The organism is Emticicia sp. W12TSBA100-4 (assembly GCF_040253585.1).
Lineage (GTDB): Bacteria > Bacteroidota > Bacteroidia > Cytophagales > Spirosomataceae > Emticicia.
The window spans coordinates 1-25,815 of sequence record NZ_JBELAU010000013.1; the positions used below are offsets into that span (position 1 = coordinate 1).

Annotated in this window: 14 protein-coding genes; 5 read left to right on the forward strand and 9 right to left on the reverse strand. The window is 39.4% G+C overall.

Annotation, left to right across the window (positions count from 1 at the left end; translation table 11 throughout):
* A partial coding sequence (locus ABR854_RS19230; protein WP_350267471.1) for a collagen-binding domain-containing protein occupies positions 1 to 8,732 on the reverse strand: 8,732 nt, incomplete at its 3' end.
* Between the two features lie 496 nt (positions 8,733 to 9,228).
* On the opposite strand from ABR854_RS19230, the gene argH reads away from it, so the two are divergent.
* The gene (argH, locus tag ABR854_RS19235) at positions 9,229 to 10,587 is read left to right on the forward strand and encodes an argininosuccinate lyase (protein WP_350267472.1); all 1,359 of its coding nucleotides are present in this window, start codon (positions 9,229 to 9,231) and stop codon (positions 10,585 to 10,587) included.
* A 60-nt stretch (positions 10,588 to 10,647) separates the two neighbouring features.
* On the opposite strand, the gene ABR854_RS19240 is transcribed toward argH, so the two are convergent.
* On the reverse strand, positions 10,648 to 11,724 hold the full coding sequence (locus ABR854_RS19240) for a glycoside hydrolase family 130 protein (protein ID WP_350267473.1): 1,077 nt from the start codon (positions 11,722 to 11,724) through the stop codon (positions 10,648 to 10,650).
* A 76-nt stretch (positions 11,725 to 11,800) separates the two neighbouring features.
* Between ABR854_RS19240 and ABR854_RS19245 the strand changes: the two genes are divergently transcribed.
* The 3 genes from ABR854_RS19245 to ABR854_RS19255 all read left to right on the forward strand — a co-directional run bounded on the left by ABR854_RS19245 (position 11,801) and on the right by ABR854_RS19255 (position 14,452).
* On the forward strand, positions 11,801 to 12,583 hold the full coding sequence (locus tag ABR854_RS19245; RefSeq protein WP_350267474.1) for a cyanophycinase: 783 nt from the start codon (positions 11,801 to 11,803) through the stop codon (positions 12,581 to 12,583).
* Between the two features lie 122 nt (positions 12,584 to 12,705).
* On the forward strand, positions 12,706 to 13,863 hold the full coding sequence (locus ABR854_RS19250; RefSeq protein WP_350267475.1) for an AIR synthase related protein: 1,158 nt from the start codon (positions 12,706 to 12,708) through the stop codon (positions 13,861 to 13,863).
* A 172-nt stretch (positions 13,864 to 14,035) separates the two neighbouring features.
* Entirely contained in the window at positions 14,036 to 14,452 is a 417-nt protein-coding gene (locus ABR854_RS19255; protein ID WP_350267476.1) for a Rieske 2Fe-2S domain-containing protein, read from the forward strand.
* 83 nt (positions 14,453 to 14,535) lie between these two features.
* On the opposite strand, the gene ABR854_RS19260 is transcribed toward ABR854_RS19255, so the two are convergent.
* Positions 14,536 to 15,699, reverse strand: a complete 1,164-nt coding sequence (locus ABR854_RS19260; RefSeq protein ID WP_350267477.1) for a sigma-54-dependent transcriptional regulator — start codon at positions 15,697 to 15,699, stop codon at positions 14,536 to 14,538.
* Positions 15,700 to 15,924: 225 nt separating this feature from the next.
* Here ABR854_RS19260 and crtD point away from each other — a divergent pair, with 225 nt between their 5' ends.
* Complete coding sequence (gene crtD, locus ABR854_RS19265) at positions 15,925 to 17,418, forward strand: 1-hydroxycarotenoid 3,4-desaturase CrtD (RefSeq protein ID WP_350267478.1); 1,494 nt, start codon at positions 15,925 to 15,927, stop codon at positions 17,416 to 17,418.
* Positions 17,419 to 17,466: 48 nt separating this feature from the next.
* Here crtD and ABR854_RS19270 read toward each other — a convergent pair whose 3' ends face one another.
* The 6 genes from ABR854_RS19270 to ABR854_RS19295 all read right to left on the reverse strand — a co-directional run bounded on the left by ABR854_RS19270 (position 17,467) and on the right by ABR854_RS19295 (position 25,811).
* On the reverse strand, positions 17,467 to 18,231 hold the full coding sequence (locus ABR854_RS19270; RefSeq protein ID WP_350267479.1) for an alpha/beta fold hydrolase: 765 nt from the start codon (positions 18,229 to 18,231) through the stop codon (positions 17,467 to 17,469).
* Positions 18,232 to 18,363: 132 nt separating this feature from the next.
* Positions 18,364 to 19,674, reverse strand: a complete 1,311-nt coding sequence (locus tag ABR854_RS19275) for a vanadium-dependent haloperoxidase (protein WP_350267480.1) — start codon at positions 19,672 to 19,674, stop codon at positions 18,364 to 18,366.
* A gap of 246 nt (positions 19,675 to 19,920) precedes the next feature.
* Positions 19,921 to 21,294, reverse strand: coding sequence for a vanadium-dependent haloperoxidase (locus tag ABR854_RS19280; RefSeq protein ID WP_350267481.1), 1,374 nt, complete (start codon positions 21,292 to 21,294; stop codon positions 19,921 to 19,923).
* Positions 21,295 to 21,496: 202 nt separating this feature from the next.
* Positions 21,497 to 21,982, reverse strand: coding sequence for a gamma carbonic anhydrase family protein (locus tag ABR854_RS19285; RefSeq protein ID WP_350267483.1), 486 nt, complete (start codon positions 21,980 to 21,982; stop codon positions 21,497 to 21,499).
* Positions 21,983 to 22,073: 91 nt separating this feature from the next.
* Complete coding sequence (locus ABR854_RS19290) at positions 22,074 to 23,474, reverse strand: vanadium-dependent haloperoxidase (RefSeq protein WP_350267484.1); 1,401 nt, start codon at positions 23,472 to 23,474, stop codon at positions 22,074 to 22,076.
* 159 nt (positions 23,475 to 23,633) lie between these two features.
* Positions 23,634 to 25,811 carry a TonB-dependent receptor family protein gene (locus ABR854_RS19295; RefSeq protein ID WP_350267485.1) on the reverse strand — a complete coding sequence of 726 codons (2,178 nt, stop codon included), beginning with the start codon at positions 25,809 to 25,811 and terminating at the stop codon, positions 23,634 to 23,636.
* Positions 25,812 to 25,815: the final 4 nt, after the last annotated feature.

A 25,815-nucleotide genomic window follows, 5' to 3' on the forward strand; every position in this document is an offset into this window, starting at 1 on the left:
CCACTCGCATCGCCGTAACACTTCACATCCACACCACTTGGAGTCGTCGTTAACGCTGCCGTCGGTTGTTTCACTACTACACTCGCTGTTGCTGTACAACTGTTCGCATCTGTTACTACTACCGTGTAAGTACCCGCTATTAGACCGTTTATCGTTGAGGTCGTTGCATTATTACTCCATTTATAAGTATATGGACTCGTGCCACCCGCTGCTACTACACTCGCACTGCCACTTGCATCGCCGTAACACTTCACATCTACACCACTTGGAGTCGTCGTCAACGCTGCCGTCGGTTGTTTCACTACTACACTCGCTGTTGCTGTACAACTGTTCGCATCTGTTACTACTACCGTGTAGGTACCCGCTACTAAATTATTGATGCTTGAGGTCGTCGCATTATTACTCCATTTATAAGTATATGGACTTGTGCCACCCGCTGCTACTACACTCGCACTGCCACTTGCATCGCCGTAACACTTCACATCCACACCACTTGGAGTCGTCGTTAACGCTGCCGTCGGTTGTTTTACCAACACACTCGCAGTTGCTGTACAACTATTCGCATCCGTTACTACTACCGTGTAGGTGCCAGCTATTAGACCGTTTATCGTTGAGGTCGTTGCATTATTACTCCATTTATAAGTATATGGACTTGTGCCACCCGCTGCAACCACACTCGCACTGCCACTCGCATCGCCGTAACATTTCACATCCACACCACTTGGAGTCGTCGTTAACGCTGCCGTTGGTTGTTTCACTACTACACTCGCAGTTGCTGTACAATTCTTGATATCTTTAACAGTCACAATATAAATACCTGCTCCTAAATTAGTAGCTGTTGCAGATGTTTGTAAAGGATTGCTGTTCCAAGTGTAACTATATCCACCGTTCCCATCGCTCGCAACCACCGTCGCTGTGCCGTTTTTCTCTCCGTAACATGCTACTGCTGTTGAGGTTGCTACCGCGATAAGTAACTTAGGTTCTTTAATTGTTACCTGAGTTGTTGCATAACATCCTCTTGCATCTGTAACTGTTACTGAGTAAGTACCTACTGTAAAGTTGTTTACAGTAGCTGTTGTTGCTCCATTACTCCAAAGATACGTATAAGGAGCTTGACCGCCCGAAGCAGTTACCGTAGCACTTCCATCATTACCTCCAAAACACGAAACATCTTTTATCGTATTTGGATTTATAGCCAATTTAACTTGACAAATATCCACATTGGCAAAATCATGGTCATCCTCATCTCCACCGTTTTTACCATTTTCATTAACTGCATCGTCTTTCATTTGAGGGCTAACCTCTCCTGCTTGATTGCCATTATTGGTATCAGGTGTACTATCAATATCATCAACAGAATTTCCCTTACTATCTTTTGCAGCTGAAATTTCAGCAGTATTTACTAACAAAGTACCTGTGTAATCACTATTAACTTTAAGAGTAATATTTACAGTGGCACTTGCTGTTGGTAAAAGCGATGCGATTGGTATATTCAATACTGTATTGCCCAAAGTTGAATTCCAGTTAGCATCATTTAATGTCATACCTGTCGGTATGTAATCTGTAACTTGAATATTCTTAGCTTCAACTGTTCCTTGGTTATATACCGTTATTGTAAATTTAACATCACTGCCTGGCATAATTGCTAAAGGTTGACCAACAGCAATTGTCTTCTTCAAAGCCAAGTCGAACTTCTCTACTGTGATCGTCTCTATATCATGGTCGTCTTCATCCCCTCCTGTCTTACCATTCTCGCCTGTTTCATCGTTCTTAACTGTACCATCGTTTGTATTGCTTGCGTCTGGTGTGCTGTCGATATCGGTTACACTCGCTCCTTTGCTGTCTTTCGCTTCACTGATTTCCGCAAAATTGCTCAATGGACCACTTACACCTTCGTTTACTTTCAATGTTATACTTATCACTGTGCTACTACCAGCTCCTGTACCTGATGCTGTTAAATTCGCTATTGGTCCGTTGTAAGTCGCTACCCCACCTGTTGCTGTCCAATTGGCATCATTCAGTGTCATGCCCGTCGGTATGTAATCCACTACTTTGATTCCACTTGCTCCTATTGTGCCTTGGTTGATAACTGTGATGTCAAACTTCACATCTCTACCACCTACGATTGGTGTTTGCGTGCTGCTATTCAACGTCTTCTTCAAAGCCAAGTCGAAAGTTTCAATTTTAACACCTGCTGGGTCTTCATCATCTTCATCTGTTGCAGCTACTCCATCACCTACTGCTCCTGTGCCATTTCCAGTTATAACATCATCCGCTAAACTTCCACCACCAAATTGTCCGCCTTTATCGTTTCCTAAAATTGCATCAGGCGTACTATCTTTATCATTTAGTCCCAAAGCATTGTTTGAAGCTGCTGGGGAAGATATTTCTGCTCTATTTACTAACGTTTGTCCTTGGTATGTTGAAACATTATTCGCTCTCAACAATATAGTTTTCTTAATACTGGCATTTGGAGCTAAAGATGCAATTGGTACTTTTAAGGTTGCGATAGTTCCTGATACATTCCAATTTGTTTCACTTGGACTCAATGATAATCCAGCAGGGATATAATCACTTACTTGAACATTAGTTGCGGTTAATGTTCCTTGATTGAATACTTCAATTTCAAAAGTTACATCACTACCAGGTACAACTGTTGCTGCTGAAGTAAGTGTTTTTCTAAGTGCTAAATCAAATGTTTGTGTAATTGTTAACAATGCAGGGTCTTCGTCATCTTCGTCAGTTGCTGCTACTCCATCACCTACTGCCCCTGTACCATTTATGCCTGTTCCATCAACATAATCATCAGCTGGGCTACCAACTAATCCTCCTCTATCATTAGTATTATCTTGGTCTGCCTTACTATCTTTATCAGGCAAACCTCTTGCATTGCTTGCTGCACTTATCTCAGCACGATTTACTACTGATGCACCTTCGTAGTTAGCATCAATTTTAAACGTAATGTCTCTTGTAACTGTAGTACCTGGGGCAATTGTTGGAATAACAGTATTTAATGTTGCTTTTCCAGAAGTTGCAGTCCAGTTAGCATCTGATAGCGTTAAACCTGTTGGAATATAGTCTGTTACCTGAACGTTCGTAGCTGTTACTGTTCCTTGATTAATAACTGAGATTGTGAAAGTAACATTATCACCTGGTTTGTATGTACCAGCAGTTTTTAATACTTTTTTCAACGCTAAATCGAACGAACAATCTTGTGGAGTTAAAGCAACTGTTGTTGTAGCTGTACAACCATTTTTATCTGTTACGGTTACACTGTATGTTCCTTCTGCTCTTGCTGTTAAGTCTTCGGTTGTTGATCCATTCGACCATAAATAAGTATATGGACTTGTTCCTCCCGATACTGTCAAATTAATTGAGCCATCTGATTTTTCACATTTAGGGTCGACTTTTGTGGTTGATACTGCCAATACTGCTGGTTGTGTAAGCATTGCTGAAGATGTAGCAATACACCCTTTAGTATCTTTGACAGTAATAGTATAGGTAGTATTTGGGTCTAAACCTGTGAATGTATTAGTAGCAGCCGCTGGAGTAGTAAATGCTCCACCATTGAGACTAAATGTATATTGTGGCGTACCTCCGTTTCCAGTTGCTAAGATTTTACCATCTTTTGCACCATTGCAAGTAATGTTTGTTGGTGTAAGCGTTACTGTTGGAAGCGGATTAACGGTTACGATAACTGCATCTGTAGCTGTACAACCATTGTTTATGCTTGTTGTACATGTAACTGTATATGTAATATTTATTGCAGAAGTTCCTGTATTTGTTGGTGTTACAATTACAGTTGCCGATGTTGAACCACCAACGTTTGTACTCCAAGATAAAGTACCACCAGCACAACCAGTTGCGGTTAATGTTGTTGGAGTTCCACTACATACTTGGAAGTCAATTGGTAAACTTACTGTTGGTTTCGCTGTTACTGTCACAACACCTGTTGCTGTTGCTTTACAGTTATTTGAGTTAGTACAAGTTGCTGTGTAACCATAAGTACCAACGGCAGATGGTGATACTGTAATTGTAGTACCTGAACCTGTTCCTGCACCCGACCATACAACCGAACCTACACAGCCTGATGCTGTCAATGTAGCAGTTCCATCCAAACAAATTGTTTTTGAATCAACTGTTACTGTTGGATTTGGATTTACTGTAACCGAAGTTGTACCTGTAATTGTACAAGTGCTTCCATTTACTGCCTTAATAGTAACCGTTACTGTATATGTAGTATTTGACTGAACATTTAAATCAGTAATACTTGCACCCGTGCCTGTGAAATTATTCGACCCAACCCAGCTATATGAAACTGGTGTACAAGATGCTGATTTTGAAGCAGCATCAAGGGTTGCATTTAATGTTACATTTCCTCCTGCACATATTGCGGTAGGGTTTGCAGTTGCTGTTACTTTGGCAATTGGTGTTGCAGCTCCTACTCTAAAGTTATTATCTCCATGCCCAGATGCTGTTGACCAACCATTAACACCACCATTGGTTATAGTAGCCGTAAACCAAGCACTCGCTCCCATTTGGCTAATTTCATTGAGATTAGCTCCAGTACCTACTTGGAATGGAAAATTAGCATCTTTTTGGGTGTATGTTCCTGTTAAGCCTTGATAAATACCACCCGAAGCTCCAGTTATTGTACCAGATACTACATTCTTATAATAGTACCAGTCAGTTGTTGTTGGATTATAACTATCACAGTGAGTATTGGCATAAGGGGCCGAATTTGCAGTACGTCCTGATAAATTAACATTTAATGTAATACAGTCATTTACACCGGCACTTACTCCTGTTGTAGAATTTACAGCACAAGCAGTATATTGGAACGTGGCAGTTCCATCACAATACTCTGTGAGAGTACCAGTTTTTATTTTGAAATGTTTGTAGTCTGTTTGTGTTGCACTTACTAAATCATTGAACCACAATCCGTAGAAGACACCTGTTGTACCACAAAGTAAATTATTTGTAATGTCTCTTGTGCTTGAGATACAAATAGGGTCTTTACCAGGTGCACAGTTTCCACTAACTGTAATCGTAACTGATGTTTTATCACTTGTACAATTACCTACTTTACAAGTTACATCATAAGTAGTTGTTTGTGTTGGTGTAACTACAATGGCTGAACTTGTTTGACCAACATTCCAAAGTAAAGTACCCGTACAGTTTGAAACCTCTAAACCAACGCCTTGGCCTGAACAAACTGTTGTACCAGGTTTTGCTACGATAACAGGCTTTGCAGGTTTCGGATTAACTGTAACTTTTACACCATCTGAAGCACTACAACCATTTACGATAACTGTTAAAATAAAATCGGTTGTTGTAGTTGGAGTCACTGTAAATGACTGAGTTGTTGCAAGCACAGTAGCACTTGTAGAACTTCTCCATTCATAAGTTGCATTTGTAACGGCAGCGGCAGTAAGAGTAACGTTTTCGCCTGCACAAGATACTTGGTCTGCACCAGCATTAGCCGAAACTGAATTTGCAGTTACAGTTACAACATCACTTTTCTGACATCCATTACAATCTGTAACAGTCAGTGTGTAAGTTCCTGCTTTATTTACAGTAAGGTTTGCAGTATTATTAGCACCTACGATACCGCCAGTTGCAGGGGCTGTCCACAAATAAGTTACATTCGCAGATGTAGTTCCGGCTGTAGTTGCTTTTACATAATCTAAACGGAATGCACATTTACCATTGTCTGTAACTTTTATATATCGAGCATCAGCACTTAACGTATAAGTATATTCTTTTAGAGAAGTATGTGCAAATAACAATGAAGAAGCTAAATTACTGAAGCCTGTTGTTGCACTTGTCGATGCCTGAATCTTGGCATCAGACTGAGTAGAACTTGCACTGGTACAATGCTCCAGTTTTAAACTAACTCTAATTACGGTTCCAGCAGGATATATTTTCCCTAAGTCCATAGTAATAGACGAAGCTGCGGGGTCGCCTGATAGTGTCCACAATTTAGCACCTAAGTTATCACCACAAACTTTTGCATAGTTTAAGTCTGCAATCCAACCAGTAGAAGCGGCAATTGTAGTAGCACAAACCGTTTCGCTTGGTGTACCGCAACTTGAAACTCCGCCGACTGTACTATTTAATACTACTTCATCAGTATTACAAATAGTTTTATTTGGACCAGCATCTACTGTTAAAGCACAAGTTGAGGTTGTAGTAACACAAACATCATCAACGGCAGCACCATTATTGTAATCAGTTGGAGTGATATAAAATTCCAAACCAACCGCACCTACTGGAGCGGTAATTTCGATACATGCTTCCTGCCAGTTTAATGTTTCCCACTTTCCATCGGTATCTTTAGTGATGGTTTTAGCAACTGTTGTTACCTCTGTACCATTCCCAATATTGATTACTGTACCATCTGCTTTTCTCCAACGATATTCAAACGAAACAATGGCATCTCCTTGAGTTGCACCAGCATCAGGATTCCAAGCGGCCAGCCAAGCACAAATCTTATACTTATTTCCTGCCTGAATTCCCGTAAGTTGAGTTGCATTATCTACTTTGTAAGCAACACACTGATTTTGTCTTCCCCAAATAAATCTATCCCCTGAGTGTGCGTTACCAGTTACACTTGCATCAACATAAAAGGCACCTCTTCTATTCGCATAATCATCAACATCAGTTCCAATTACCCAATCAGTTGGTAATGCCCCTCTGTATTGAGCAGTTGCGGCATTTCCTGGTTTTGTAATATAAGATGCAGGTGAAGACATCAAAGTAGCAGGAAATTTCTTTCCGCCATAAGTACCGCCATTATCGGTTTCAAAACCACCATTTGTCACTAATGAATTAGGACAAGCAGTTACAGTACAATTATTTTTGGCAACAATTAATATCTTATTCGACTCGCCAACGTATTCAGTACAACCAGCTCTTCTGGCACATCTAATATAACAAGTAGTTTGATAAACTGGTGCTGGTGTATATTCAAATGAAGTAGCTCCGCTGATTACTTGGTAAATACTTTGACCAGCAACATTACTTGGACAAGTATTGTTTATTAAAGTTGTAGTTTTAAGCCATACATATTCAATTGCTTTTCCAGTATCACCGCCTGATGGTAATGTAGTACTTGTAAGCTTTGCTGGTGTAAATGGAATCGTACAACCTGTTTGGTTACTACCAATTGTTCCACCACTTGTTACGTTATTACAAGTATTGTCAACGGTTAAACATATATTGTCTAATTTCAAATAGTCTGTACTGGCGTACCCTTCAACTCTCAAATATGAAGCACCTGCTGGAGCAACTAATGATAAATCATATTCTTTCAACTTTGTTTGCCCAACTGGCACATTATCTACATCCCAATCTACTTGAACTTCTACGAAACCTACACCAGCAACCGTCGAGACCAAAGTACCATCACTTTTATAAAATGCCAAACGATAGCGATGATTACCTGATGGGTCGTGCGTACCTCCATAAGCTCCCAATGAGTAAAGTGAACCAACTACTACGTTGTTCACTTGTTGGTACATGTAGGCCGATGAATTGTATGCCTGGAAATAAGCATTATTTGCATCACAAACCTCAAACCCCGAACCAGTCGTTAAGTTACCATTCGACCATCTCCAGCTATTTGTATTCTGCGAAAGATTGTAGCCATGCCCGTCTTCTGTGATAGTTCTTGTCTCTTTAACCTCAAAACCGCCATTCAATAGTAAATTTCCAGCACAGTTACATGTTACCGAATTAACATTACCACAATTGATATTCGTATTGAATGGTTGATAGTGAACCTCACCTGCCTCGTGTGTATAATGGTTACAAATTACTTGTCCTTCGATATTACTCGAACTTTGCTTAATGATATTACAATAAGGTGCGAACACCGTACCTATAATAGTAGGATTATTTAAGGTAACATTACAGGTTGCAGCACCATTATAAAAATTAAATAATACGTACTGACCAACTGCATTACTTGGTAAGCCAGGAAAGTTTGTACTTGCACTCCAAGTGAATGCACTTGCACCATTGAGGTTAACGTTTATCACCACTGGGTTTGTAGCCGATGGGACAATCGAAAACTTAATTTCTGATAAGCTATTGAGTGCTGAAGCCGAAATTCTAAAGAAATTCGTTTTGCCAGAAACCACAGGAAAAGTATAAGAACCCGATGGAGACAAATTAATGTTTGATGTACAGTTCTTATATGTATCACAAATTGATTTGAATGAAGCAAAAGCTCCATCAAAGTCAAAAACATCTTGATTGATAGAAGCTTGAGATTGTGCCCCCGACAAGTCAATCCTTGGCTGTGCATCTTGTGAAGAAGAAGATAAACTACTTATTCTCGTTGGATTTGTTGCCCAATATTTAAAAGATGATGAAAAATTCGACAACTTCGCAAAGCCACTACTTGCTACATAAAGCCCAGAGCCACTTTGAAAGTTTGCCCCTCCTTCCGCAATTAATGCCGTAAAATTAGCATCTCCAGAAGCCTTAAATGTGCCGGGTGTATGTCCAGCTAATGTAAAAGCTCCACGAAGTGTCAATTGACCTTTAGTTGCCAGTCCGCCATCAATGTCACCATCTTTTAGGCTTGCACCTGCCAATGTGATAACATTGAAGTTTTGAGCAGCACCAGTTGGATTAGTTTGTGCAAACGAAGAAAATTGAACGTAAAAAGCAAATGCAGCAAAGGCAATGCCTCTGCGAAGAAAGGAGAAGTTATTCCTCATCATTTTTTAAAGTAAAGGTTCACTCAATAGCAAAAATTCAATATATTCTAAAAACCAATTGTCTTCATAATTATAGAAGAAAATCAATCTTTAATTCTTAGACCTAACCTAATAGTTTATGTAACCAAAAAAAAGTAAAAAAATATTAGCTACACATTCTATCTCATATTTAAAAAGGTATTTTAATAACGATTTACCTGTATGGCATAATTTTTGAGAACATTAAATGCCCATCGCAGAAAGCTCTTAACTAAATCTATGCCAAACCATGATAAATGACACATAATTTAATTTTACTAAGAAACCACAACAAAAATCATTAATTATCAAAAAAAATATACCTAATTAACTCATGGTACTGATCCTTTAAATATAAATTACGCAAAAATCATGCTAAAAAATTATCAAACGGATATATATATTTAAAAACCAATAAATTCCCTTCATTCCCAACGAAAAACACCGTTAATTTGTGGTGTAATAAAACCTCGCAAATCAAGTGAAACTTTGGCAAAAGGAAAGCAATAAAAATTTAGGAAAACAGGAAGCGGCCTTCCGTATTGAAAAATTTACAGTCGGTCAAGACCGTGAAATGGATATGTACTTGGCTGAGTTCGATGTTATCGGCTCAATGGCACATGCCATTATGTTAGAAAGTATAGGTTTGCTCGAAACCAATGAATTAGGACACGTCCTAAATGAATGTCGAAAGATATATAATGATATTTTAAATGGCAAATTTTTAATCGAAAAAAACATCGAAGACGTGCATTCGCAGGTCGAATGGTTACTTACGCAAGCCCTCGGCGATACTGGCAAAAAAATCCATAGTGGACGCTCTCGCAATGATCAAGTATTGGTTGACCTTAAACTTTTTATGCGTCATCAACTTCGTCAAATAGTAAATTTGACCGAAACACTTTTCCATAAATTAGTCGAGCTTAGCAATAAACATAAATACGATTTACTTCCAGGTTATACGCACCTACAAATTGCCATGCCTTCATCTTTCGGGCTTTGGTTTGGTGCTTATGCCGAAAGTCTGGTTGATGATGCCATCGTACTACAAGCTGCTTATAAAGTGGTCAATAAAAACCCTCTGGGTTCGGGTGCAGGTTATGGAAGTTCGTTTCCACTCAACCGAACGCTCACGACTAAGCTACTCGGCTTCGACGACCTTAATTATAATGTAGTCTATGCCCAAATGACTCGTGGCAAAAGTGAGTATGTAGTACTTTCGGGAATGACATCTTTGGCCACAACGCTCTCACGTATGGCGATGGACGTTTGTTTATATAACTCGCAAAACTTTGGGTTCGTAACGCTCCCCGACGACTTCACAACGGGTAGTAGTATTATGCCTCACAAGAAAAATCCCGACGTGGCGGAATTACTCAGAGCAAAAACAAATAGACTCAAAGGACTTCCAACTGAATTGGCTTTCGTGACAAGTAACCTACCAAGTGGCTATCACCGTGATATGCAAATCCTGAAAGAAATCTTGATGCCTGCCTTCGACCAAATGATTGAGTGCTTGGATATTGCTCACTTTATGATGTCGAATATTGAGATAAAGCCAAACCTTTTAGAAGATAAAAAATATGACCCCATTTTCTCGGTCGAACGTGTGAATGAATTAGTGATGCAAGGTTTACCTTTCAGAGATGCTTATTTACAGGTAAAAGATGAGATTTTTGGCGGTGGCTACGAAGCACCACGAGATTTGAATCATACACTCGAAGGCAGTATCGGAAATCTTTGCAACAACGAAATCACGAGAATGATGAACGATGTAATCAAAGGTTTTGACTTTGTGAAAGTTGATACTGCTTTAGAAGAATTATTGAATTGGAAGTAAATAGAAAGGAAGTCTTCGGACTGGGCGTCCCCCTCAAGACGAAGACTTCCTTAAACACCCTTACTTCTCACAAACCGCCACTGCAATTTTAGAATCGGCCGTACCATAATACAAATACCATTTCTTCTTAAAATTCACCAAACCTTCCACAAACACTACATTGTTTACTTGCCCTGTTAGCTCATAAGACTTGTCAGGCTCAAAGAAAAAAGTCTTCGAGCGGTCGATAACTTTAGTTGGGTCGTTTTTATCAAAAAGCACTTGCCCAGCACGGTAAGCATTTTTTGTATCTTTACCTTTATTCTGAAAACCTTTATTGGCACTATTATAAATAAGAAATATACCATCTTCTTTGATAAACGCCGCTGGACCAGATTCTACCAACCAACTATCAAAATTATCGTCACGAGGTTTTATGATTGGTTTGGGTTTTCCTGTTTCATCTTCTAATATCGTCCAATCAGTTAGATTATCCGAACTTGCCAAAAATAAACTTGTGTCGCCCCAATACATCCAATATTTCCCATTAATTTTTGTAGCCACAAATCGCTCACCAACTTGCTTGGTTATTATCGCTCCTGACTTTGACCATAACATTTCGTTTTTAGGGTCTTTGAAAGCCAAACCTTCTTTTTTCCAAGTCTGTAAATCAGTTGAAGAAGCCACACAAAGACGTGCGGTTTTTCCATCATAAGCAGTGTAGGTCAAAATATACTTTCCATCTTCGGTCTCAACCAAACGAGGATCCTCTGTTCCGCCTGGGTATTCGTATTTTTTCATAAAATCATTGTCAGGAAAAAATACGGGTTTAGTCTGACGCTTGAAGTGAATACCATCTTCACTAACGGCCAAACCCAAACGAGAAGTGCCATCGACAACCTTCAAAGTATCTTCGGCACGGTACAACAAATAGACTTTTCCATCACGCACTACCGCTGATGGATTATAGACATCTTTGGCTTCCCAATTTATAGTTTTCTTCATGATTGGGTCGTCAAAAGTGGTAGTATCGTTGGGTAGCAAAATTGGATTTTCGGTATCGGCCTTCACAAATGGTGTTAGTTGCCAGCTTTGCTCTACTTTATTTCTGCAAGAAGAAAATGCAAAAAGTGAAATAATTAAAAGGTATTTTTTCATAGGTTTGTAAAATATAACTGGGTTTTAAAATGGAATCAAATATATAGATAATTTATCACAAACTAATTTCTAAAAAATGCTACGCAAAACTTTCTTACTCTTTCTTTTAATTTCAAACCTCGCCACTGCCCAACAATTAATCATGATTGGTGGCGGCAAACGCACACCCGATATTCTAACAAAACTTATCGAATCAAGTGGCAACGAAAATGGGAAGATTCTGGTAATTCCGTGGGCAAGTGGCGAGCAAGAAATAGCGGCTTCAAACATTAAAAAAGAAGTGGCCATACTTTCAAAAATTTCGGTCGAGAAAGCTCCATTTGCACCACTAACTGCCGAAACAAAAGCTACACTTTTGGCACAACTCAAAACAGCAAAAGGTATTTTCTTTTGCGGTGGCGACCAAAACAGAATCATGGAGGTTTTGAAAGATGAAGAACTTTTCAAGGCCATGCATGAGCTTTATAAAAACAGAGTAGTATTTGCGGGCACGAGTGCAGGCACGGCCATTATGTCTGAGATTATGATTTCGGGCGAAGGAGATTTTAAGGTAATTGATGGCTCAAAAGTCGAAACAAAAAAAGGGCTTGGATTGATGAACGAAATCATTGTTGACCAGCATTTTATTAAACGTCAACGCCAAAACCGTTTGATTGGGTTGATTTTCAAAAATCCAACATTACTTGGTGTCGGCATTGATGAAAATACAGCTTTGTATGTCGAGCAAAATCGCTTTGCCGAAGTGTTGGGCGAAAGCCAAGTAATGATTTTTGAAACTACCAAACAAGCCAAAGAAATGAAATTCATCATGCTCGAAAAAGGCGAAAAATATGATTTGAAGAAACGAAAGAAGATTTGAAATACTAACCACTAAAAAACTAAGAGACACTAAGTTTCAGACTATTTCGAGAAAATTCTTAATTCTTAATTCTTAATTCTTAATTAAGCCTTACCTTTGCAACTCAATTAAGCATACAAAAAATGACTGACCGTTATATGCAGCGTGGCGTTTCGGCCGCTAAAGAAGATGTTCATAAGGCAATTGAAAAGCTCGATAAAGGACTTTTCCCGAAAGCATTCTGCAAAATTTCACCCGATACACTCGGTGGCGATGCCGAATATTGCAATATCATGCACGCTGATGGTGCTGGCACAAAAACATCTTTAGCATATTTATATTGGAAAGAAACGGGCGATATTTCGGTATGGCGTGGCATTGCACAAGACTCAATCGTAATGAATACAGACGATTTGATTTGTGTTGGTGCGGTTGGCCCAATGTTGATTTCGTCGAGTATTGATAGAAATAAAAACAAGATTCCAGGTGAAGTAATTGGTGAAATTATCAACGGAACAGAAGAATGTCTGGAAATGCTTCGCAGCCACGGAGTAGAAATTTACAGCACAGGTGGCGAAACTGCCGATGTGGGCGATTTAGTACGTACGATTGCCGTCAACAGTACAATTATTGCTCGTATGAAACGCTCTGATGTTATCTCAAACGATAATATAAAAGCAGGCGATGTCATTGTGGGCTTAGCTTCTTACGGTCAATCAAGCTACGAGACAGCATACAATGGCGGAATGGGAAGCAATGGCTTAACTTCTGCCCGACACGATGTTTTGGCAAAAACTTATGCCGAAAAATACCCCGAAAGTTACGACAGTGAAATAAACAAAGATTTAGTTTACAGCGGAGCAAAATTATTGACCGAAGAAATTGCGGGTGTCAATGTCGGCAAACTTATCCTCTCTCCTACCCGTACTTTTGCTCCTGTTGCCAAAGCATTTTTAGCCGAACTTCGTCCGCATATTCACGGAATGGTGCATTGCAGCGGAGGAGCTCAAACAAAGGTTTTGCACTTTATAGAAAACCTGCACGTAATCAAAGATAATCTTTTCCCGATTCCGCCATTGTTTAAATTGATTCACGAACAAAGCGGGACTTCGTGGCAAGAAATGTATAAAGTTTTCAATATGGGACACCGTTTGGAGGTTTATCTCGACAAACAATACGCTCAACGCATCATCGAAATCTCGCAATCGTTTGGTATTGATGCCCAAATTATCGGTCGAGTAGAAGCTGCCGAAAGCAAGAAAGTAACGATTAAAAGCGAATTTGGCGAGTTTGTTTACTAAGTCTTTAGAAAGATTCTAAATTTACAAGATACACAAAGGAGGTGCAACCAGCACTTCCTTTTTTTACGTCCTTACCTCAACTAACCGAATTTTTCTCATTTAAAACACCATTCTTGCATAGATAGACTTTTTACTCATTTTCTATTATTTACCTTAAAAAAAGTTTCTATTTATGAAGAATCCAGAAGCAATCTCACGTAAAGATTTTTTGATGAAAATTGGTTTCAGCGGTGCCGCTCTGATGGCTGCTCTTACCTCTTGCGGAGGTGATGACACCGTTACACCAATTTCGGCCTTTACCGTCGATTTATCAACTACTACTGCACTTAACAGCGTTGGCGGATACATCAAAACAAATGGTGTTGTTTTAGCTCGAATTGCCTCTGGCAATACAAGTGCTGCATTTGCGGCCATCGCTCGCACCTGCCCACATGAGAAAAAAGACCAAATCATCTATAATTCGTCAAAAGGTCAGTTTCAATGTACCGAACACGACTGGTATTTTAAAACCAACGGAACTGGCGTAGGAAATGGAAGTATTACGGCCTACACGGTTTCGCTTTCAGGCACTACTTTAAGTATTTCTTGATGACATAAAAACGTCTGAAATAAAAAAACGTCGGCAAGGTTTAGAACCTTGCCGACGCTAATATTATCAATACTTATCTGGAATTAGAAACCAATTCCTGCATAAAGTTTCACATCATCGAGCGTAATTGTCGGACCACACATAATCACGAGACGTTCTACTACGTTGCGTAACTCACGCACGTTACCTGTCCACGGTAAACCTTTCATATACTCCATTGCATCTGCATCAAATTCTTTGGTAGCATCACCGTATTCTTCGGCTACATCGTTCAAGAATTTCTCAGCCAGTAAAGGAATATCATCTTGACGGTCGGCCAGTGCTGGTACGTGAATCGGAATTACGTTCAGACGGTGGAATAAGTCTTCACGGAAATTACCTTCAGCAATTTCTTTACGTAGATCCTTATTTGTTGCCGCAATCACACGTACATTTACTTTTATTTCTTTATCGCCACCCACACGTGTAATTTTACTTTCTTGCAATGCACGAAGCACTTTTGCTTGTGCCGAAAGGCTCATGTCTCCAATCTCATCTAAGAAAAGTGTACCGCCATCGGCTTGTTCAAACTTACCGATGCGTTGCTTAATAGCTGAAGTAAAAGCACCTTTTTCGTGCCCAAAAAGTTCACTTTCAATCAATTCAGAAGGAATAGCCGCACAGTTTACCTCAACCGAAGGCTGATTACAACGATTGCTTTTCTCATGAATCTGTTTCGCTACCATTTCCTTTCCTGAGCCATTTGGCCCCGTGATAAGCACACGAGCTTCGGTTGGAGCAACACGGTCGATGGTTTCTTTCACTTTCTGAATCAGAGGTGAATCTCCAACGATTTCGTTGATTTTGTAGATTCTTCGTTTGAGAACCTTTATTACTTCTACGTCTTTACTTTTCTCGATGGCGTTGCGTACCGTTACGAGCAGACGATTCAAATCAGGTGGTTTTGTAATGAAATCAAAGGCACCTCTCTTGGTTGCCTCCACAGCATTTTCTACATTACCAAAAGCAGAAATCATAACAAACTGAGTCATTACTCCTTCTTCTTTGGCTTTCAACAGCATTTCGAGTCCATCTAATTTAGGCATCTTGATATCGCAAAGGGCTACATCATACTGTGTTTTCAGTACCATTTCAAGTCCTTCTTCTCCATCTTTTGCCTCATCTACTTCGTACTCTTCATATTCCAAAATGTCACGGAGGGCATCTCGGATACTTTTTTCGTCATCAACAATCAATAATTTTGCCATTGGTGGTTCTACTCTTATGAGAGTTTAATTGATTTTATGATTTAAGGGTATATTTCTAATTGAGACGCAAAATAGCGAAAAAAAATAACAATTTTGTTGATAAATTTGATATTTTAGTAGATGGAAGGCCAGAATGATAAGTCAAATGAGCTTTTTTGCGAAAATTTTAACAGAAATCACGAAACAGGTGTTATATTGGTTCAATCATCATGGATTTTAAACTGAATGAAAACAGCAATAATTGGAGCAGGTATTGGGGGAATTGCAACGGCTATTCGTTTAGCCAGCAAAGGTCACGAAGTAGAAGTTTTTGAAGCCAATACTTATCCTGGCGGAAAGTTAAGTGAATTTCAGCAAGGCGAATATCGCTTCGATGCAGGGCCTTCACTTTTCACGATGCCACTGTTTGTGACTGAACTATTTGAGCTTTCGGGGCGAAATCCTGACGAATATTTTCAGTACATCAAACTACCAGAAGTATGTCGATATTTTTGGGATGATGGTACAAGGCTCAATGTGTCGGCCGACATCAATCAATTTGCAAAAGATGCCGAAAAAGCCCTCGGTGAACCCTCAGAAAATATCATTCAGTTTTTGAAAGAAGCAGCTTTTAAATATGAGATTTTGAGTGGTCTATTTCTCGAAGATTCCTTGCATAAATTTTCGACTTGGACATCAAAAAAAGCTTTCAAAGGTTATCTAAACTTACCGAAACTGGGCATTTTTGGCACAATGAATAAAGCAAATGAAAGTTTTTTCAAACAACCAAAAACCGTTCAATTATTCAATCGTTATGCTACTTATAATGGTTCTGACCCTTATCAAACTCCCGCTACGCTCAATATTATTCCACATTTAGAATATAATGTTGGAGCTTTTTTCCCGAAAGATGGAATGTTTGGTATCACCCAAAGTTTGGTCAATTTGGCGAAAGATTTAGGTGTAAAATTTCATTTTGGGGCGAAAGTTGAAGAGATTCTTGTTGAAAACGAAAAAGTGAAGGGACTTAGGGTAAGGGGTTCAAATAGTGAAGTTGAAAATACACATTCACCATTCACCATTCACCACTCATCATTCATCATTTCAAACATGGACGTTACGCCAACGTACCGCAAATTACTCCCAAATGCCAAGCATCCAGATAAGATTTTGAATCAAGCCAAGAGCGGTTCTGGTCTGATTTTTTATTGGGGAATCAAGAAAGAATTTAAGGAACTAGGCTTGCACAATATCTTTTTCTCGAATGATTATAAGACCGAATTTGAGCATCAATTTCAGAAAAAAACGATTTATCACGACCCGACAATCTATCTGAATATTACCTCGAAATACAAAAAAGATGATGCTCCCGAAGGCTGCGAAAATTGGTTTATTTTGCTCAATGCACCCGCCAACGAAGGACAAGATTGGGATAAAATAATTATCGAAACTCGCCAAAATGTCATTGATAAATTGAGCCGAAATTTAGGTGTAAACGTAGCAGATTTAATAGAAAATGAGTCGATTCTCGACCCAAGAAGCATCGAAATGCGTACTTCTTCGGCACAAGGAGCTTTGTATGGCAATAGTTCCAACAATAAATTTGCGGCATTTTTACGCCACGCTAATTTTTCTTCTGAAATTAAAAATCTTTACTTTGTGGGCGGAAGCGTTCATCCTGGCGGTGGGATTCCGTTGGCACTTTCATCGGCCAAAATTGTGGCAGATATGGTAGAATAGTCCAAAGTTTTTAGTCCACAGACCATAGTAACAAAGCAGTTTTAGATTTTATTTCACAAAATCTAAAACTGCTGCTACAAACTCAGCTGGTTTTTCGGCTTGTACCCAATGCCCAGCACCTTCGATAGTTTGAACGATAGCATTCGGAAAAATATCTCTGATAACAGGAATATCCTCATCATAAATATAGCCCGATTCACCTCCTCGCAAGAACAATGTCGGTGCTGATACTTCTTTAGCGTCCGTAAAATCGCCACCAATTTGGTAAATTTCTTTGCTCAAAACTGGCAAATTGATTCGCCAGTCGAATTTACCATCTTCGGTACGATAGAGATTTTTTAGCAAAAATTGCTTCTCACCTGCATTTGTCACGTATTTTGAAAGCTGGAAATCAGCTTCATTACGATTTGTGAGCGTTGATAAATCAATCGAATTTAAACCCTGTATGATATGTCCGTGATGCGATGGGTAAAATTTGGGGGCAATATCGACCACGATAAGTTTTGAATATTTATTTGGGTATTTCATGGCAAAGTGCATGACGGTTTTTCCACCCATCGAATGTCCAATTATTACAGGCTTTTCGAGTTGATTATCTTCAATAAATTCGTTTAAATCATCAGCCATTAATTCGTAGCTAAAATCTTCACTACGAGGCGATTGTCCATGATTACGAGCATCGATAGCATATACGGCGTAACCTTTTTCGGCTATCATTTTACTAATCGAAAACCAATTATCGGACGAGCCAAAAACACCGTGGAGAATCAATATCGGCTGGCCTTCGCCCGTTTTTCTAAAAAAAAGCTTCATGTTTGAAATGAATGATTGAAGCACAAAGATAGAGAAGTAATTACGAATTAAGAATTACGATTTACGAATTGTGTTCTCTGTCATGCCTATAAACGAGAAAAACTATAATAGGAAGTTAATTTCTAAGCCCCTTTAGGGGTTGGGGGTCTTAAACTTCAATTCACAAACATTCTTACCAATGCGTTTACCATTTTTTAAGCCTTGCTCATTGGAATTTCGGTAGTGAATACCACCGTAAAGACGAGAATTTGCAGCTTCGTCGGCAAACTCAAAGAATGAGTCGAACGAGCGAGGTTTGAAGCCTCTGGCGGCGTGAGAATTATCAGTAAAATGATAATTAAAACCAAACAAATCGGATAATACTTGGGCCGTTGCACCCGACACAGAAGCGTGTCCAGATGTATATTCGGGAAATGGAGGTGTTTCAAGAATTGGCTGCCAAGTACGGTCAATGGTTGTACGTATGTACGAAACAGGACGAAGCACATTGTGCATAAACTTGCATTTCCAGCACGAAATAAAAGCGTCGGCAGCCGCAATACCAATCTTACAAAAAACCTCGGCAGAACGGTCTAATTTGAGTTTTTCGGTGGAAATAATCTGCGAGGCAATCGAAACCGCATGACCTGGTGGCGTAAAAGTTTTACCTGCATCATCCGACCAATATTTTGCGATCAGTGTTTGCTCAGCGGATAAGTTTTTTCCGACACTATACACTTCGAGTGCCTGAGCATACATCAACGATGAAATACTTGCCTCACAACGTGGCGGAGCAGGTAATTCAAAATCTGAATTTCCTTTTACGAATGGTCGATTTTTTCCCCAATTAGGCTGTAACGGAATTTGTTGCTCACCCGTGGGTGTCCAAACACACGCACCAGTGACTGGTTTATAATCTTTCGGAAAATTCTTTTCGTAGCCCTCGTGTCCGCCATCAGTTTTTGAATAATCGAAAATGGCTTTCGCAACTGCTTCGCCAAACTTGATTGAACGTAAAGCAGTTTCTTTATCCACTTCATTTTGATATTTTCGCTCGAAAACACCTTTCAAAGAATCAATCTTTGCCAAATTAGCTTTTGATGTATTGGCATAAAGATTTTTGATAATGGCAGCTTGAGCAGCATTAGCACTCAAAATCCAGTGGTAGGTTTTACCACTTTCAATTTTAGGAACTGTCTTAAACTCATTCAAAACTCCCGTAAGAGACTGATATTCAGGCATTCCGTTAACCAAAGATTCGTAAAGCGTAAGACCACAATAGCCTAATGCACGAGAAGCTACGGGCGGCGAAAAACCTTGTGTAGTGGGAATCAGACCAAGTTGAAGATTGAACCACGCAACAGCTACTTCATTTGAGTATTCTTTGACAGGTTTTTGCGAAAAAGCACTTTCAACCACAAACATAGCCAATCCAATGACGAATAATATCACTGACTTAGACATTGTTAATATGTTTCGTTGAATAAGCATAATCAAATTTACGAATTGATCTTTAAAACAAAAAATTTTTGAATAAGTAGCCGTTACCACCGATGGCACTCTTTCGAGCAACCACCGGGGCAGCGGCAGAGCTTAAACAAAAATAAATTAAGAAATCATCGTGTATAAAATCTTCAGCGGTATTGAAACGAAATGGAATATTTAGAAAAAGCATTTTCAATTATCCATTATTCAATATCAATTTATTTGCTATTTCGTGAATTTCAATTTTAGTATATTCTTTGCAATTTCCTTGCCATTCGTTTGGCCATTTTCGTTGCCTTGACGGTAATGAATTCCGCCGTATAGGCGTGAAATTGTGGCCTCATTGGCATACTCATAAAACGATTTGAAACTTCTATCTGGAAATTTGCCTGTGTGTGTATTATCTGTAAAGGCATAATTATCCCCAAAAATCGTTGTGAGTGTTTCGGCGGCTGCACCCGAACCCGATGAATGTCCAGAAGCGTATTCAGGAAAGGGGGGCGTTGCAAGCAATGGTGACCAATTTGGGCTAATAGCTTGACGAATGTAAGTAACCGGACGCATCAAATTGTAAGTGTATTTTCCTCTCCAACAAGCCACAAAGGCATCATTTACCGCCATTCCTACTTTGGCATACACTTCGGCTACTTTATCAAGCTTAACCTTCTCTTTTTTCAAGATAATATTGGCAATATTGAAATGATGCCCTGGCGGTGTGATAGTGTTTGCACCATCAGCCCAAAAATTGGCAATTGCTTTCTGTTCAGTGGTCAATGCTTTGTTTACATCATATACCTCTTTGGCCAGCTTAAACATTTCAGAATTTTCTTTAAATGAAAAAGCTGTTGGAGCAGTGGGATTAGTTGTTAAATTCAGTGCTGAAAACGTGCGATTTTTTCCCCAATAAGGCAACAAAGGAATTCTTTGCGTAGCACTTGTAGGTTCCCAAAAGCCAATACCTACTGGCACTTTAAAATCAGTCGGGAAGTTATTACTCCAACCTTGATGCCCACCGTCAGTTTTTGAATATTCCCAAATTGCTTTGCCAATTTCAGCCCCAAACATATTTGAACGGTCAGTAACTGGCTGATTATCAATGGCAATACGAATTACACTTTCAATATTTCTGCGTAGCGAATCAATCGCTCGTTTGTTGGCATCATTGGTCGTGGCGTACATTTCGGTAATCAAAGTGCTAAGAGCGGCATTGGCTGCCAAGCCCCAGTTGTATTCTTTCGTAAGGTCAGGTTTTGGTAACGACGTAAGACCATTTAATTGCCCAAGCAATGATTGGTTATTTGGCATTCCATAAACCACACTTTCGTAAAGAGCCAAACTTGTGTACCCTAAAGTACGAGCCGCAACTGGCGGTGCATAACCTGGTGTTGATTTGATAAGTTGCAGCTGTAAATCTGTCCAACGAGTAGCAATATCGGCATTAAACTCGCTGGTTGCTTTTGAAAGAGTAGTTGGCGTTGGTTCTTCGGTAGTTTTATCTTTACAGGAAGTGAACAAAACAGCGGCCAAAACCACAAAGGTTAATGACCGTACGGCTATATAAAATTTCTTGTAGAAGAAATGTGTAGAACATTCATTCATAATCAGAACAATTAAATTGTCATTTTTCTTTAGATTCCTCAATGTATAATAATAGAGCAATTATCTTGCCAAATATCCTACAAAAATTCAAGCAAAAAATGCATATAATTAACTGACTATAAATTCTTTAAAAACCTAATGTATCCGTTTAATAACATTAAACAAAAACCATGCTAATTTGAATGAGAGTTTTCAGCCAATTTTATTGGATTGACCGAAACTCGCCAGACTGATGTCTTTTAGCCATATCTACATAGTGAGCGGCACTTTTCAATAATTTTTCAGCATATTCGGGCGGTAGTTGCTTCACAACCTTTGCGGGTACGCCCAAAACCATCGAATAGTCAGGAATCTCCATACCTTCGGTTACGAGGGCACACGCTCCGATGATACAGTGTTTACCGATTTTTGCACGATTCAGAATTGTCGAACGCATACCGATAAGCGTGCCATCGCCAACAACCGCCCCATGAACAATTGCTCCATGGCCAACCGTTACATCATCGCCAATGATGGTTGGTTCGCCAAAATCAGCATGCAAAATTGCTCCATCTTGAATATTGGTGCGTTTCCCGATAATAATTTCTTCGACATCGGCACGAATGACGGCCGAATACCAAACCGATGAATCTTCTCCGAGCGATACTTTGCCAACTACGGTGGCATTTTGAGCAATAAAATTGGGCATAAATTAAAATGACGAATTCAGATTTACGAATGACGATTCAAAACTATCCAAAGTTCGTTATCAAGTCTATTTTATTTTGAAATTTCAGTTCTTATTTTTTGAATTTTAACTGCACAATATTGGTACCTATTTTCTTACCTTCGGCCAAACCGACTGAATTATCCATATTTGTGTGGATTCCACCATAAAAACGAGACAATGCAGACTCCTCGGCAGCAGCCCAAAACGACTTTAACTTTCGAGGTTTAAATTCAACATTACGCTTAGTGTCTTTCGGGCGGCCTTCCCACGAAGTATCGGTAAATTCAAAATTTGTTCCAAAAACACTTTCTAAAGCCATTGCTGCTGCTGCCGATTGTGTTGAATGTCCCGAGGGAAAACCTGGAAATGGTGGTGCTGGCCAAAATGGAATCCAAGTTGGGTCAACAGTCTGGCGGATATAGGTGTACGGGCGAATATTCATATAGGTATATTTTGCTTTCCAACACAAAATAAAAGCATCGGCTACCGCCAACCCTGTTTTTGCAAATGCTTCAATGGCTTGGTCTAATTTTGCCTTACTTGTGAGTGTAGCAATTTTAGCCAGTGAATATGAGTGCCCTGGCGGAGTAAAAGTTTCGCTTGGGTCGTCAGCCCACCAAACCGAAATTTCTTTTTCTTCCTGAGTTAAAATCTTATTTTTCTGATAAACGTCTGTATATTCTTTAAAAAAATCACTCGTTTCTCGATATGAAGGACTTTTGGGTAATTTAGGTACTGGCAATGCTCCATTGGTAGCCGCAAATGTGCGATTTTTACCCCAAGAAGGTAACATAGGAATCTTCCTACCATTTTCGGTTGTTTCCCAATAACCAATACCTACTGGCACTTTATAATCGGTTGGAAAATTATTCTTAAAGCCTTCATGTCCACCATCCGTTTTTGAATACTCCCAAATGGCTTTTGCGATACTTACACCGAAAGATTTCGAACGATTAACAACTGTTGTATCTTCACTATTGCCACTTATCAAGGCTGTTTCTAAAGTACTTTTTAGTGAATCAAGGGTTTTCTTGTTTACTGCGGTTGTGGTCGAGAACAAATCGCTAAGTATCTGATGCTGAGCAGCATTCACTGATAATGCCCAGTTATATTTCTTACTTAAATCAGGCTTTGGAAGTGTTGTAAGCCAAGTGATTTGCCCTTGCAAAGATTGGTAATCGGGCATTCCATAAACTGCCGATTCGTACATCGTAAGACCCACATAACCCAAAGCACGAGCGGCCACTGGTGGGGTTTGAGCGGCAGTAGTTTTCAATAATTTTAAGGTCAGATCTGCCCATTTGATTGACAAATTTACATCGTAATCTTTAATGCTTTTGGAAGCGATGGGAGTAGGCTCTTCGAGTGATTTATCCTTACAAGAAAGTACAAACAAAATAAGAAAAACTGATAGACTCAAAAGACGAACCTTCCCTCGAAAAGCCAGTAGTGAGGATGTAATTTTTTTCATAATCAACTCCATTTTTAATTTTATTTAAATCGGCATTTCTACTACCTAAATACCAAGCACGTAAATATCTGATAGTCAAATAGTTAAATCACAAAAAGCTACTTGATTTTTCTCAATAACCTTTTGTGATTTTAATTACAATTTTTATGCCATAAATGCTTAAAAACGAGTAGAAACAGTAAGGTTGAACCCACGGCCATCAGAAGCCCAAATGCCAGGACCAGGATAGAACTGAGGACGCTTCGTAAAGTACTGTTTGTTAGTGGCATTATTGAGGTTGAATTTCAACAAAAGTTTACTCGAAATTCGATAAGTAGCATTGAAATCTAAGATGCCATAAGCAGGCACAAGTCCGACACTTCCGTTGGCTGATGGCTGTACGGTGTTGAGGGCGTCGGCATAACTTTTGGCGGTATAACTAAACAAACTCGTAAGGCTCAATTTTCTGTATCGAAAAGTAAGACCATTGCGACTGATAACTTGCGGTGTACTTTCTACGAAATTTCCCTCAATACTTACATTCTTTTCGCCCGAACGCACCTCCGCTTTTAAATATCTGGCCTCCATCAACGAGGTTGAGCTGAAAACTGAGAAATTAGCTTTCTCATTGATTCTCACGTAATATTCAGCAAACATTTCCAGTCCTTTCGTAAACGAATCACCGATATTAGTACGGAAAATTTGAAAGACTCCGTTTTCATCAGTTTGTGCTAAAGTTCCAAGTCGATTTTTGTAAAGCAACTGAAAATAAGTTAATTCAAGGCGTAAGTTTTCAAAGTTTGATTTATAGCCTGCTTCAAAATTATAGCCACTGGCATCTTTCAGATTATCAGAAGATTTCTCGTAAATAGACGCAGGAATAATATCTTTAAAAATCACTGGACGATAGGCTTGCGAGAAACCAGCATAGAGATTTTGATTAGTAGAAAGCTGATAATCAGCATTTAAGCCAAACAATGGAAAACGGTGCGGAATGGCATCAGGAAATTTGGAGGCATCGTAATAGCTAATCATTCCCGACATCACCGATTCGCCTGATTCGATTCTAAAACCTGGTGAAACTGCCAATTTTGGTGTTAGATAAATACGATTTTCTACAAAAAAGGCAATATTTTGTGTTTTGAAATGTAAATCACGGCCCCAATTTCCTGTAATACTTAAATCAAAATCGTTGCCTGTTGTGCCTTTTCCTTGTTGGCGACGGTGCAAATCGTTGTTCATTAGTTGCACCCCTCCTACTAAAATCGACGGAAGTTTCCCTACACGATATTCATGCAAAACACGTAGTTCAGAAGTATAACTGTGGTAATTATCAATATCCACTTGGCGGTTGGCATATTGCAACGTAACGGGGTCTATTTTATCAACAATATCGGCGGTTTTATCAAACATTACACTGTTTCGACTACCCAAAACGGCCGACGTTACCCACGAAAGTTTGGTACGATTTCCCAAAGACCAATTGAACGAAAGCGATGGCACATAAATGTCTGGGCTATAAAAATTTCTTGACCGAATCGAAGCTCTCGGATTTGCGGCAAATAGGACATCGGTTTGCTGGCCTGCCAACTGAAAAACATATTTTGAGCGAGATAAATCAGCTTTTATCGACAAGTTTTGAGTTGGTCGGTAAGTAATTTGTGCCGAAAAAGCATCGTAATCGCTACGGCTATTATCACGGTAGCCATCCGAAACTCGTTTGCTGTAATAAGCATAATAATTCACCTTTCCGACTTGTCCGCCTACGGCATTGTAGGTACTCAACAAACCAAACGAACCGACGCTATTGGTGCTTTCAAAGTCAAAAACCTTGGTCGAATCGCCTTGTTTTGCCACATAATTGAGCATTCCACCAAACTGTGAGCCGTATTGTAGCGAGCCAGTTCCACGAACCATTTCTATGTTCTGAATGGCTTCCATTGGCATCGAATAGTGGCTGGCTGGATAGCCATACATATCGGTATTGGTGATAATTCCATCTTTGCGAACATTAAATTCCCAGCCACGGTGCGGATCGAGTCCACGTGTCGAGATATTTATCTGATTGCCTGAGCCGTCCATGTCATAAACAAAAACACCTGGCACTTTTGCAAAAATCTGTCGAGGAGTTTTTTCGGCAATATTGGCATCTAAACCTTGCACATTGATTACTTCGGTCTTTTTTCCACCGTAAAGATATGTCCCTTTAGTAGGAGGAAGACTCAAGATATTAAACTTAAATTGTTGCTCTTTTACTTGCACTTCTTGCAGATTCAGCACTTTTATCGAATCTGTTTTTTGTTGGGAAAAAGCAAGCGTACTTAAAAACAATGGCAAGAATATATATTTAATTTTCATGTTA